The sequence below is a fragment of the Chryseobacterium sp. A321 genome (assembly GCF_054489265.1).
On record NZ_JBTMWZ010000001.1, the window covers coordinates 1,053,020 to 1,066,458 of the forward strand.

12 protein-coding genes are annotated in these 13,439 nt (G+C 40.0%); 8 read left to right on the top strand and 4 right to left on the bottom strand.

Annotated elements, in window-relative coordinates; all coding sequences use genetic code 11:
- Nucleotides 1-26: 26 nt before the first annotated feature.
- The 3 genes from ACX3PZ_RS05090 to ACX3PZ_RS05100 are packed head-to-tail and all read right to left on the bottom strand — an operon-like array spanning nt 27 to nt 3,313.
- Nucleotides 27-1,295: an ABC transporter permease gene (locus ACX3PZ_RS05090; RefSeq protein ID WP_459112068.1), complete on the bottom strand. Its 1,269-nt coding sequence runs from the start codon at nt 1,293-1,295 to the stop codon at nt 27-29.
- 36 nt (nt 1,296-1,331) lie between these two features.
- Nucleotides 1,332-2,561 (bottom strand): ABC transporter permease, encoded by a 1,230-nt coding sequence (locus ACX3PZ_RS05095; RefSeq protein WP_459112069.1) that lies wholly within the window; start codon nt 2,559-2,561, stop codon nt 1,332-1,334.
- A gap of 59 nt (nt 2,562-2,620) precedes the next feature.
- Nucleotides 2,621-3,313, bottom strand: a complete 693-nt coding sequence (locus tag ACX3PZ_RS05100) for an ABC transporter ATP-binding protein (RefSeq protein WP_459112070.1) — start codon at nt 3,311-3,313, stop codon at nt 2,621-2,623.
- Nucleotides 3,314-3,865: 552 nt separating this feature from the next.
- On the opposite strand from ACX3PZ_RS05100, the gene ACX3PZ_RS05105 reads away from it, so the two are divergent.
- The 6 genes from ACX3PZ_RS05105 (at nt 3,866) to rimO (ending at nt 11,060) form a co-directional block, all read left to right on the top strand.
- A complete protein-coding gene (locus ACX3PZ_RS05105; protein ID WP_459083463.1) occupies nt 3,866-4,840 on the top strand; it encodes a ribonucleotide-diphosphate reductase subunit beta in 975 nt (324 codons plus the stop codon).
- A gap of 70 nt (nt 4,841-4,910) precedes the next feature.
- Entirely contained in the window at nt 4,911-6,566 is a 1,656-nt protein-coding gene (locus ACX3PZ_RS05110) for a ribonucleoside-diphosphate reductase subunit alpha (protein WP_459112071.1), read from the top strand.
- A gap of 309 nt (nt 6,567-6,875) precedes the next feature.
- Nucleotides 6,876-8,147 (top strand): serine hydroxymethyltransferase, encoded by a 1,272-nt coding sequence (glyA, locus tag ACX3PZ_RS05115; RefSeq protein ID WP_459112072.1) that lies wholly within the window; start codon nt 6,876-6,878, stop codon nt 8,145-8,147.
- 105 nt (nt 8,148-8,252) lie between these two features.
- Nucleotides 8,253-8,720 carry a regulatory protein RecX gene (locus ACX3PZ_RS05120; RefSeq protein ID WP_459112073.1) on the top strand — a complete coding sequence of 156 codons (468 nt, stop codon included), beginning with the start codon at nt 8,253-8,255 and terminating at the stop codon, nt 8,718-8,720.
- 109 nt (nt 8,721-8,829) lie between these two features.
- Nucleotides 8,830-9,567, top strand: coding sequence for a YoaK family protein (locus tag ACX3PZ_RS05125; RefSeq protein WP_459112074.1), 738 nt, complete (start codon nt 8,830-8,832; stop codon nt 9,565-9,567).
- A gap of 191 nt (nt 9,568-9,758) precedes the next feature.
- Nucleotides 9,759-11,060, top strand: coding sequence for a 30S ribosomal protein S12 methylthiotransferase RimO (rimO, locus tag ACX3PZ_RS05130; protein WP_459112075.1), 1,302 nt, complete (start codon nt 9,759-9,761; stop codon nt 11,058-11,060).
- 262 nt (nt 11,061-11,322) lie between these two features.
- Here rimO and ACX3PZ_RS05135 read toward each other — a convergent pair whose 3' ends face one another.
- Nucleotides 11,323-11,619, bottom strand: a complete 297-nt coding sequence (locus ACX3PZ_RS05135; RefSeq protein ID WP_459112076.1) for a HigA family addiction module antitoxin — start codon at nt 11,617-11,619, stop codon at nt 11,323-11,325.
- A gap of 184 nt (nt 11,620-11,803) precedes the next feature.
- Here ACX3PZ_RS05135 and rhuM point away from each other — a divergent pair, with 184 nt between their 5' ends.
- Both rhuM and ACX3PZ_RS05145 read left to right on the top strand, forming a co-directional pair.
- A complete protein-coding gene (gene rhuM, locus ACX3PZ_RS05140; RefSeq protein ID WP_459112077.1) occupies nt 11,804-12,682 on the top strand; it encodes a RhuM family protein in 879 nt (292 codons plus the stop codon).
- Between the two features lie 323 nt (nt 12,683-13,005).
- The gene (locus ACX3PZ_RS05145) at nt 13,006-13,413 is read left to right on the top strand and encodes a hypothetical protein (RefSeq protein ID WP_459112078.1); all 408 of its coding nucleotides are present in this window, start codon (nt 13,006-13,008) and stop codon (nt 13,411-13,413) included.
- Nucleotides 13,414-13,439 lie beyond the last annotated feature (26 nt).

The window sequence follows — 13,439 nt, forward strand, 5'->3', positions numbered from 1 at the left end:
TTGTACAGTTTTTATCTTATTACTTATTATTCGGATCGAAGGGCTTCAATGGGTCTGATTTTCACCGCTCTTTGTGCTGGGATCATACCGATGACAAGACCTAGAGAAAGCATAACCGCCATAGCCACGACGACGTTGGAGTAATCCACCGTGGGATTATAGAAAGGGAAGGCGTCTTGGTTTTGAGTGGCCATATTTAGAATCATGAGTAGGAAAATCCCAAACATGAATCCTAGTATTCCCGAACTTATGGTTATCACAACACTTTCTAAAAGGATCTGATTTCTAACTTCACTTGGTTTTGCGCCGAGTGCACGCCGGATTCCAATTTCCTTTGTACGTTCTTTCACCGTAATTAGAAGAATGTTTGAAATGGCAATCACTCCCGCAAGAATGGTAAGGGTGCCTACCACAATGGTGAGGAGCTGCATTCCCGTTAAAAAGCCCGTAAGCTTTTTGAATTCTTTTCCTAGGTTAAAACTTCCATAGGCATTGCTATCGTCCGGAGAAACGTCATAGCGTTTCTTCAGTTGGTCTTTTGCTTCGGTTTCTACAACCGTAAGGTCTGCATCGGGTTTGCTCACAATGGCAAAGAATCCTACTTTGTCCCCATCGTTGTACATTTTTCTAAAGGTAGATAAAGGGATGTAGGAAGCTCGGTCGCTTTCCATCCCACCTTGGGATTTCACTTTAAAGACCCCAATCACATTGAAAAAGATTCCTTTTACATTAATGGATTTACCCAGTGGATTTTCATTTTTCTTATGGTCGAAGAAATTCTTGTAGATTTCTTCTCCAATGACAATTACGTTTTTACTTTCGTTGACATCGGAATCGTTCAAATAGCGACCGTACAAAAGTTTTTTCTCTGATATCTTGTTCCCAATAGGCAGGTCTCCCGTGAGAGTATAGATTTCCGTATTTCCATTTCTTGACATTTGCTCTCCTGGGGTTCCGAAATTTCCACGACTGTTTTGAGGGGAGATATAATCGATTTGTGGAACTTTGCTTTGCAAATACTCAATATCGCCCATGTGAAGATTCATTTGTCTTCCCTTTGGAAACCCTGCATACGGAATGTTGGTATTTTGCGCCCACATGAAAATAGAGTTCGTGGCAAAGCCAGAGAAAACTTTGTCAAAGCCATTTTCCATTCCTTTGGCAGCTCCTAAAAGAGCCACGTATAAAAACATACCCCAAGCCACACCAATCATGGTAAGAAACGTACGAAGCTTGTTGTTTCTTAATGAGTGGTAGATCTCCTGCCAAGTGTCGCGTTTGAATAGGATGTTCATGCCAGTTTATTTTCTCTTTATTAGGTTCAGTTGTTTTTATTCGGTTCTTAGGGCTTCGATCGGTCGGATTTTACTGGCTCTGTAGGCCGGTACAAATCCTGCAATTAAGCCTGAGATGATTAAGGCAATGAAAGCCATGGCCATTGTGCCCCAACCTACGGACGGGTCTTTAATGAAGTACTTTTCTAAATTGTCGCCAATTAACTCAAGGGTTAAGACTCCTAAGAGAACGCCAACAATCCCCGAAATAATGGTTATGACAAGACTTTCCTGTACAATAAGTCCCACGATACTTTTGGGTTTGGCCCCAATTGCTTTTCGAACTCCAATCTCCCTTGTTCTTTCCTTTACGATGTACACCATGATATTCGAAATTCCAATAATCCCCGCCATTAACGTCCCTAGCCCAATGAATCCCACGATTAAGGTTAAGACGAACATGAATTTAATCGTGTCTTCCATGTTGGACGCATTGTTACGAACTACGATTGCATTGTTGTCATCGGGAGAGACCTTATGCTTGCTTTTAAGTTTCGATTCCAAATCTTCGCCGTACTTAATTGCCTCCGAAGGAGAAAGGTTAGGATTGTACGTGATGTAAATATTACTTAGGGTATCCGAGCCTTTTTTCATTTGTTGAAGAGTCGTCACGGGAACCGTGATCATTCTTTCGTCCCAGTCTCCGCCGTCGTCTGAAAAGACGCCTACCACAGTAAACATCGTCCCGTTTATATTCAGTTCTTTTCCGACAGGACTTCCGTTTTTAATCAAGTCCCTTTGGACCATTCGCCCAATGACGGCCACGTAATTGTTTCGGTTGATATCGCCTGCGTTGAGATAGCGTCCTTCGAGAAGGTCTCTGTTTTCAATGTTTTTTTCTTCTGGCTCGCTACCGGAGATTTGATACGTACCGCTTTCGTTTCCGTATTTGACTAAAAGGGATGCAGAGTATCGAGGAGAGGAATATTCTACTTTTTCAGGGTCGAAAGTAAGTACCTTATCGTAGTCATCGTTCTTAAGAACAATGCTGCGGTCTTCTTGCAGACCTCCGTAGGCGATGGTGGTTTTTCCTGTGAAAATGGAAATTAGGTTTTGCGCGTCTCTGGCGAAGCCTTGTGTAAATGCGTTTTGAAGACCGGTTCCGATTCCGAACAGAACCACAAAGATATAAAGGCCAAGAGCAACCGTAAAACCAGAAAGGACGGTTCTAAGTACGTTGCTCCGTATGGAGGCGAAAATTTCTTGCCAGCGGTCTAAATCAAACATGAGGTCTTGTAAGGATTTATGATACTCTTTTTTTCTTAATTTTTTTCTTTTGCAAAGCCTTAGGAAAGGACTCTTTGCTGGATGAACTCGTCGCTTTCAATTCGTCCATCCTTTAAAAGGACATTTCGTTTGGTTTGCGCCGCCACGTCCGGTTCGTGCGTTACTACAATAATGGTTTTGCCGCCTTCGTTAATTTCTTGAAGAAGCATCATGATTTCGTGGGTGGTTTTGCTATCTAGGGCTCCCGTAGGTTCATCCGCTAGGATCACCTTTGGGTCTGTGATGAGCGCGCGCGCAATGGCAACTCTTTGTTTTTGCCCTCCAGAGAGTTCGTTGGGCAAGTGATTCGCCCAAGGACTTAGGCCTACCTTTTCTAAATATTCTAAAGCTTTTGCATTTCTTTCTTTGCGCCCTACGTTTTGGTAATAGAGGGGAAGTGCCACATTTTCTAACGCGGTTTTGTATCCAATAAGATTGAAGGATTGAAAGACAAACCCAAGAAAACGACTTCTGTATTCTGCGGCTTTGGTTTCGTTTAGTTCTTCAATGTGAATTCCGTCTAGTTCGTATACTCCGGAATCTTTTTCGTCCAAGATTCCAATGATATTCAATAGAGTTGATTTTCCTGATCCCGAACTTCCCATAATGGAGACGAACTCACCCTCGCCAATACTAAGGTTTATGCCTTTGAGCACGTGAAGTTTGCTTTTGCCGGTATCATACGATTTATGGAGATCCTTAATAAGTAACATGGGCCTTCGGATTGATTTTTCAATAAGTGTAAAAAATAAATAATTTGTTACACATCCCTTTGAAAATCCAAAAAGGGGAGGGTTGATTATAAAACATTTTTCAGGCTCGTTTCCTGAAGTCTTTGCCCTGAAGGAGATCCTTTTTTAGATCAAGTAAAGATCAAAGTGGGGTAAAAGGCAAGTTAAGTAGTCCTCTAAAAGCACGGTCGAAAACCTTCTGTTTAGTATTATTTATCTGTAAATCAATAATATGTAAACCTGTGTTTAGCGCTAAAAGCGCGTAAAGCACGGTTTTGGATGGAATGGCAGCTGTAACCTACTAACAATGCGCACTCTGTGTCATTGTGGAAAACTTTTAGCCTTGATTTGATGAGATTTAATACTCTTGGCTTTTTATCTATCAATTCATTCTCTATTTTTGCTACTGTTCGTAAATGGCAAAATCCATGAAATTTTATGGGATCTTGAAGTGGGTAACTCCTAGTTATCTAGTTTTTTATGCCCTTAGTGTCAATGCGATAGAATATTAATTGTTTAACCTACACCTCCATTATGGGAATCTTTGATAAGAGAATTAGCTACAAGCCGTTTGAGTACCCTGAAGTACTTCAATTTACAGAAGCCATTAACAAAGCCTTTTGGGTTCATTCGGAAGTCGATTTCACGGCGGACGTACAGGACTTTCATTCTCAGTTAGAACCTCATGAAAAACTTGCCGTTAAGCACGCTCTTCTAGCCATTGCTCAAATTGAAGTGTCCGTTAAAACGTTTTGGGGGAATTTATACCACCACATGCCTAAACCAGAACTTAATGGGCTGGGGGCCACCTTTGCAGAATGTGAGTTTCGTCACTCCGAGGCGTATTCTCGTCTCCTAGAAGTACTAGGGTATAACGAGGATTTTTTGAAAGTAGTGGAAATCCCTGTGATCAAAAAAAGAATTGAGTTCTTATCGAATGTTCTTCGCCATGCGAACTCCACGACTCCAAAAGAGTATGTGTCTTCGCTTCTCTTATTCTCCATCTTAATTGAGAACGTCTCGCTCTTCTCACAGTTTGCCATTATTTTGTCCTTTACTCGTTTTAAAGGATACATGAAAAACGTGAGTAACATTATTGCTTGGACTTCAGTGGACGAACAGATTCATGCCAATGCAGGAATCTATTTAATCAATAAAATTAGAGAAGAACAACCCGAACTCCTAACCGATTCCGATCTTGAAGACATTTATACTCTAGTGGATCATTCCATTGAAGTTGAATCCGAGATTCTAGACTGGATCTTCCAAGGAGGAGAGCTCGATAATTTTTCAAAAACGGATCTACTCAACTTTATGAAATATAGAGTGGATGATTCACTGAGAAAAATCGGTATGGAAAGCCGTTACAATGTTTCGCCTGAGGAGTACCGTCCGATGGTATGGTTTGAAGAGGAAGTGTTTGCAAATTCGCTCGATGACTTCTTCGCTAAAAGACCGGTGGATTACACCAAGCATGACAAGAGTATCACCGAAAACGATCTTTTTTAGATTGTCCTAGGTCTCATTAATCAGTATACAATGCTTTTTCAGAGGAAAAGGCCCTAATCAAAGAAAAACTATGGAAGAAAATAACGATATCTGGTGGCTTAACGAAGAGTCCGAACAAATGTTGAACCGTGGGTACCTACTCAAAGGAGAAACCGTAAAAGGAGCCATTGAGCGTATTACAACGGCGGCTGCAAAACGTCTATACAAACCAGAGCTTCAACCTGCGTTTGAAGAAATGATTACCAAAGGTTGGATTAGTTTTTCTTCTCCGGTATGGGCCAATATGGGAACTCAAAGAGGGCTCCCTATTTCTTGTTTCAACGTACATGTGCCCGATCATATTGAAGGCATTACCCATAAACTCGGAGAGGTAATTATGCAAACCAAAATCGGGGGTGGTACTTCTGGGTATTTTGGAGAACTCAGAAACCGTGGAACCGCGGTGACCGACAATGGGAAATCCTCAGGAGCGGTTTCTTTTATGAAACTGTTTGATACAGCGATGGATGTCGTTTCTCAAGGAGGAGTTCGTAGAGGAGCCTTTGCTGCCTACTTAGACATTGACCATGGAGATATTGAAGAGTTCTTGTCCATTAAAGACATCGGATCTCCGATCCAAAATCTATTTACAGGAGTCTGCGTTCCCGATTACTGGATGCAAGACATGATTGATGGGGATACGGACAAAAGAAAGATTTGGGCGAGAGTTTTAGAGAGTAGACAACAAAAAGGACTTCCTTATATTTTCTTTACCGACAATGTAAATCGCAATAAGCCGCAGGTTTATAAAGATTTAGGACTTACGGTAAACGCAAGTAACCTTTGTTCTGAAATCATGCTTCCATCCACAAAGGATGAGTCGTTCATCTGCTGCCTTTCTTCCATGAACTTAGAACTTTACGATGAGTGGAAAGACACCAATGCGGTAAAACTTGCGATCTATTTCCTCGATGCAGTGCTTTCTGAGTTTATTGAAAAGACTGAAGGGAATTATTACCTAACCGGCGCAAGAAACTTCGCGATGAGACACCGAGCCTTAGGCCTTGGCGTACTTGGCTATCATTCCTATCTTCAGAAGAACCTGATTCCATTCGAAAGTTTTGAAGCGACACAATTTAATGCAAGAGCCTTTAGACACATTCGTGAACAGGCTGAGATTGCGTCCGCAGAACTAGCGAATATTTACGGAGAGCCAGAACTTTTAAAAGGATACGGGAGAAGAAACACAACGCTAATGGCTATAGCACCGACCACTTCTAGCTCTGCTATTTTAGGGCAATCGTCTCCTGGGATTGAGCCTTTCTCGTCCAACTATTACAAAGCAGGACTTGCCAAAGGGAATTTCATGCGTAAGAACAAATATTTAACCAAATTACTTGCTGATAAAGGAATTGAAAACGAAGAAACCTGGAGAAGCATCATGCTAAACCACGGATCTGTACAGCATTTAGCCGAACTTACGGACGAAGAAAAAGCCGTATTCAAAACGTTCAAGGAGATTTCTCCGATGGAGATTGTCTCTCAGGCAGCGCAAAGACAGCAGTATATTGATCAAGCGCAGTCCTTAAATATGCAGATTCCCTCGACTATGCCGGTAAAAGATGTGAACTTTGTGATGATTGAAGCCTGGAAAAAAGGAGTGAAGACACTGTATTACCAAAGAAGCTCCTCTGTTTCTAAAGAACTTATGGTGAACTTCGTGACCTGCAGTGCGTGTGAAGCGTAAGAGTTAATCCAAATTAAAGGAGATAACAGTTGATAAATAAGGGGCCTTTCATTGTGTGAAAGGCCCCTTGTTTTTGCACGATAAGTCATTCTTTCCCAATGAAAATCAGGCTATATTTTTTTTTAAGCGATGAATATATTTGAACAAAATAGGACGGATAAATTATTTTTGGCAATTGGGAAAAAATACAACTGATAAGAATTAGGTTTAGATTGCGGCAAAACAACGCTTTATAATCTTTATTTTTCGTAAATTTGGAACGCTTTGAATAAAGCTCGCAGGATTTAATAATTTCAAATTTTATATAATATGAGCAGCAGTGTGATTTTCGATTTGATTGAAAAAGAAAGAGCGCGTCAAACCCATGGGATTGAACTAATCGCTTCCGAGAATTTTGTTTCGGACGACGTGATGAAAGCAATGGGAAGTGTTTTAACCAATAAGTATGCTGAAGGATATCCGGGAAGACGTTACTATGGAGGATGCGAAGTAGTCGATGAAATTGAGACTTTAGCAATCGAAAGAGCAAAGCAGCTTTTTGGAGTGGAGTATGCCAACGTACAACCGCATTCAGGATCGCAGGCCAACGCAGCGATTTACCTGTCTATTTTAAAGCCAGGCGATAAAATTCTAGGATTAGACCTTTCTATGGGAGGGCATTTAACCCATGGATCTCACGTAAACTTTTCAGGGATTCAGTACGAGGCTCATTTCTACGGAGTAGAAAGAGAAACGGGTAGAATCGATTACAACAACGTAAGAGAAAAAGCATTAGAGGTTAGACCGAAAATGATCATTGCCGGGTATTCTGCTTATTCAAGAGACATTGATTTTGCCAAATTTAGAGAAATCGCAGACGAAGTAGGAGCGACCCTTTGGGCGGACATTGCTCACCCTGCAGGACTTATTGCGAAAGGACACCTTTCGTCTCCCTTCCCTCATTGCCACGTGGTGACTACCACGACGCATAAAACACTAAGAGGACCAAGAGGAGGTCTGATTATGCTAGGTAAAGATTTTGAAAATACATACGGACACAAAACGCCAAAAGGAGTGACTAAAATGATGTCTGCTGTTCTGGACTCTGCTGTGTTCCCAGGAATTCAAGGAGGTCCTTTAGAGCACGTAATCGCAGGAAAGGCAGTCGCATTTGGAGAAGCTCTAGATGATAAATTTACCACCTACACGAGCCAAGTGATTAAGAACGCCCAAGCGATGGCAAAATCGTTAGTGGATAGAGGCTTTGATATCGTAAGTGGAGGAACAGACAACCACCTAATGCTTGTGGATCTACGGAACAAAAACGTAAACGGAAAAGAAACTGAAAAAGCCCTTGTGAAAGCGGACATTACTTGCAACAAGAACATGGTTCCCTACGATGACAAGAGCGCCTTTACAACCTCAGGGATTCGTTTAGGAACTGCGGCGATTACCACCCGTGGAATGAAAGAAAACGATATGGACACGATTGCAGAATTAATTCTGAATGTAGTGGAAAATATAGAGAACGAAGCCGTTTTAGCGGACGTTCGTAAAAAAGTAAATAGCATGATGGATGGCCTTCCGCTATTCTCATTCTAATTATGTGATTTTTATTAGTTAATTAATTTCTTTTTAGCGCGCCTTTTGGCGCGCTAGAGGGTTAAAGACGAATTTTCTTTTAATCCCTTCGCCTTTGCAAATTCTATGGAGAAAAAACTGTTCACTTTTGAGGAAATCAAACAGAAACTGGTCAACTACTGCGTCTACCAGGATCGCTGCCATTATGAAGTGGAACAGAAAATGAGAGACTATGTACTTATCCCCGAAGCGAAGGATGAGATCCTTATGTATTTGATGAAGGAAAATTTTCTAAATGAAGAGCGCTTTGTCAGAAGTTATATCCGAGGCAAGTTTTACATGAAGTGTTGGGGAAGAAATAAGATTCGTCAACATTTAAAGCAAAAGCAGATTACGGAGAAATTAATCTCTAGCTGCATGAACGAGATCGATCCTGACGATTATACGAAAACCCTTGAGAAAATTTATGCTCAGTACTACGAGAAGCAGAAAGGATTAAAGGAGTATGCGCGAAGAGTCAAAACGATTCGTTATCTTCTCTCGCGAGGATATGAGTATGAACTGATTTCTGAAATAGAGCCGAATGAATCCTAGAGGAGGATCGTGCTTGCAAGCTTAAAAGTTTCTGGTGTTCTGCTTGCAATGAGGGCTTTATTCAAAATAAATCCTTGGATTCTAATTTAATTAATTTTTAATTGCAGCCATGTTTAGACATACCGGTAATAAAAGAACCTTTACCCATAATCTCCGATTGGCCTCGCTGCTTTCAGGGGTAGCCGGAATTGTGAACATTACGGGTATTTTAGCCTTAGGAGTTTTAACCACGAATGTAACGGGGCATTTCGCATTCTTTTCAGAAGAGCTTGTCGCGGGACGGACAAAAGCGGCATTTGCCTTTTTGATTTACATAGGTATGTTTTTACTAGGCGCTTTTGTATCCAGTCTCCTACTCGAAAAAGGGGCAGCGAAAGGAAACAAGGGTTCCTATGTAATTCCGATTTCAGTGGAAATTATTCTTCTCATTCTGGTAAGTTTTGCGCCCCTTTTTCTAAACCGGACCGCCTTTGTGGTTACTATCTTTACGCCCTCTGTTCTTCTTTTTGTTATGGGTCTTCAGAATGCACTCGTAACCCGAGTCTCTCAATCCGTGGTGAGAACCACTCACTTAACAGGTCTTTTTACGGATTTAGGAATTGAATTGTCCCAAATTCTGTTTTACCGAAGTGAAAGGCAGCAAAGGCATCTTAAGAAAAACATCTATTTAAAGTTAGCCATTATTGGTTGCTTCTTTTTAGGGGGAATTGGCGGAGGACTACTTTATCCGTACTTTGGGTTAAAGACTCTTTTAGTGTCTGCGGGTATCTTAGTGTTTGCCCTTTATTACGACCGGATTTTACTTCGATACCACCATGTGCGTCGCCATTTTAAAAGACCTGTCTAGAAATATCACGGATCGGACCTGATCGAAGTAGAATAGTCACTAGTAGGAGGAAGTGCTAATAGCTTAGGTGAATATTTAATTGATAGAAAATCAAATGTTTATCAAAAATCCTAGTAATTAATTATTTTGTAAATTTGCACCCTTAAATTCCAAGTTGGAATTATCAACCTTTTATAATCTGCTGCAATCGTATGAGAACTAAATCTATCGGAAAAAAGAAAATCAACATCGTCACTTTAGGGTGCTCGAAAAACGTCGTGGACTCCGAAGTTCTGATGGGACAGCTTCAGGCGAGCGGTAAAGAGGTTGTACATGAAGACCGAGGCGATATTGTCGTGATCAACACCTGTGGATTCATTGACAATGCGAAGCAAGAAAGTATTGATACAATTCTTGATTTTGTGGAAGCTAAGAATCGAGGAGAGGTTGAAAAAGTATTTGTAACAGGATGTTTGTCCGAACGTTACAAACCGGATTTGGAGCGTGAAATTCCAGATGTAGATCAGTACTTTGGGACAAGAGAGCTTCCCCAACTCCTAAAACAGTTAGGGGCAGATTACAAACATGAACTGGTTGGAGAACGTCTAACGACGACTCCTAAACATTTTGCTTACCTGAAGATTTCAGAAGGATGCGATCGACCATGTTCCTTTTGTGCAATTCCTCTCATGAGAGGTGGACACCAATCTAAAACGATTGAAGATCTTGTGAAAGAAGCGCAAGGCTTAGCCAAAAAAGGAACGAAAGAACTAATACTAATTGCGCAAGACTTGACATATTACGGTCTTGATATCTATAAGCGTAGAGCTTTGGGTGATCTTTTAAAAGAATTAGTGAAGGTAGAGGGAATCGAATGGATTCGTTTGCATTACGCATTTCCAAGTGGATTCCCAGAAGACGTACTTGAAGTGATTAAGACAGAACCGAAAGTATGTAACTATATTGACATTCCCCTTCAACATATCAACTCTGATTTATTAAAATCCATGAAGCGTGGAACCACACACGAAAAGACGGATGCACTTTTAGCCAAGTTTAGAGAACTTGTTCCGGATATGGCTATTCGTACGACTTTAATCGTGGGATATCCAGGAGAAACTCAGGAGCGCTTTGATGAGATGAAAGAGTGGGTGAAATACCAAAGATTTGATCGTCTTGGTTGCTTTACCTATTCGCACGAAGAAAATACATCCGCTTACCAATTGGAGGACGATGTGCCTCAAGAGGTAAAGGACCAAAGAGTAGAAGAGATTATGGCTATCCAAAGCCAGATCTCTTGGGAGAAGAATCAAGAAAAGATTGGACAAACCTTCAGAGTCTTGTTTGACCGAAAAGAAGGCGAGTACTTTGTAGGACGTACTGAGTTTGATTCCCCAGACGTAGACAATACGGTTCTGGTTTCCGCTGAGGATACATACCTATCCGTTGGAGATTTTGCAAACGTAAAAGTAACCTCCGCAGAAGAGTTTGACCTGTACGGCGAACTTGTTTAAGCGTTTGGTTTATAGAAAATGGGAAAGACGGCGAAAATCGCCGTCTTTTTTGATTTCTGTAAACCTTGTTTAGATCCCGTATAAACTGGAAGAAATCATTATCTAATCTCTTTTCCAATTTTGGTAAATACGTTGTTTTCACTCAAGTGAAGAAATATATATCCTAACTCATGAAATAACGTGAATGCTAAACTATCAATACGTTTATATCTGAAAGACAGTACGATTGGAGGATTTTTGCCACTCCAGAAAGAATAACCATCTACTGGAGTTTTATCTTTTGCTTAATTCTAGCAATATCTAAATCATATTGAACTTGAAATTTCAACCATAAAACTGCAGGAATTGCCAAAACTTTCTCCAAAAATAATGCGGTATCAGCAGACACAGGTCGATTGCCTTTAATAATCTCATTTAAAAAAGAAACCTTTACATCAAGCAAATGGGCTAATTCTTTTTGATTAAGATCTACTCGGCTATTTAATTCATCTGCAATTAGAATCCCGGGATGGGTTGCTTGATGTGGGATGAGGTCGTTTGGTGTTTGTATCGTTTTCATTTTCTTGCTTGTGTTAATGATTATTTGTAGTGATTGCTTAAATCTTCAATAGAACAAATAGTGACAATATCGGGCTCTTCACCTTCAGTTCTGGTATAGAATTCTATTCTGTAACTTGTCAACTCTTATAGATTGCCTACCGTCGGTGTTGGGTAGGACTTCATAGTTTAGACTATTGATTCAGATGGCAGAGCTCTTCGAACGAGACAGAACTGTTATTGGAAGACATATATCCAATGTTTTTAATGAAAATGAATTAGACGAAAATGTGGTATGTGCGAATTTTGCACATACCACTCAACATGGTGCTATAAAAGGAAAAAGTCAATCTAAATATGTAAAATATTATAATCTAGACGTCATAATTTCCGTTGGTTACAGAGTGAAATCCAAACAGGGGACACAATTCCGTATTTGGGCAAACAAAATTCTAAAAGAATATTTGGTTAATGGTTATACAATTAACGAAAAAAGATTAGCCCAAAAAGAGCAAGAAGTTCAACTCTTAAAAAATGGAATTCAGATCTTAAGCAGAGCTATTGAAGAGAAAACAGAGGAAAATGAATGGTTGTCAATTTTCTCTAAAGGATTACAATTGTTAGATGATTACGATCACGAGCAATTAGACTCCAAAGGATTAACCAAAAAACAAGCAATTTATCCGACCAGAGAAGATTATCAGGAACTTATTAATGAAATGGTTATTGATTTCGATTCGCAGGTTTTTGGAAAAGAAAAGGATCGAAATTTTCAGAGTTCAATTGCCCAAATAGAAAAGGGGTTTGGAGAAAACGACTTTTATCCAACTTTGGAGGAGAAAGCGACAATGCTTTTATATTTAGTTGTAAAAAATCATTCTTTCGTACATGGTAACAAAAGAATTGCGGCGGCGTGTTTTCTGAAGTTTTTGCAAACCAATAAAATGCTTTACAACGAACAAAATGAACTGATTATTGGCAATGATACTTTAGCGAGTTTAACGTTGTTCATTGCTTCCAGTAAACCCAATGAGATGGAAACTGTAAAAGGATTGGTTGTCAGTGTTTTAAATAGGAATAAGTAGTTGAATGAATGATGATAAAGTTAATGTCTATTTAATTTTTCACCTGAGATTTCACGGATTTAGTTTATTAATTATGCATGGGATTGTTGCGATTGACGGAATTTTTGCTTGATGGATTTTGAAAAACAGTCTTGTTTTACAATCTCTTTCAGATTAAATTTCCGTGATACATAATTCATAGGATTTTTTCGGAATATAAATAGTATATGATGACTTGGTGCAATAGTAGATGAACTTTTTGCTAGCACCTTTTGTATGTTAAATAGTTTTAAACTTTAACCCTTAATTTGTCCTAGGAGAGATATTGCCGTAATTTTGCGGTCATGACTTATAAAACGTCGATTTCAACTTGTACGATAAGGCCCTTGGTAGTGTTTTTCGCAGTGCTATTGCTACTTTTTTCCCCTTGCTCAATGAAAGCAAGTGTGAAGATGTGGGTGGGTGCAACTCCGACGCCAGAGTCCCATTTTTCTACGAATCGTTCGGTTGCCACTTCGCTTAGTATAGAAAGTTGCAAACAAAGTACGCTTCTAAGTTTTGAGAAGAGCTCAAAAGTGAGCCCTGAACTAGTAAAGGTTCTCCCTGTGGAGGGTGCTACATTCTCGTGGACTAAGTCAAACTTCCATCCTAAAGATACGACCGAACATTCTAAATACTTTAATAAAAATGGATTTAGAAGTCAAGTGCCGTTATTTCTTCAGTACCAAAAGCTACTTCTAGCTTTTAACTAATAGGATGTGTAGAGTACAGAATACTT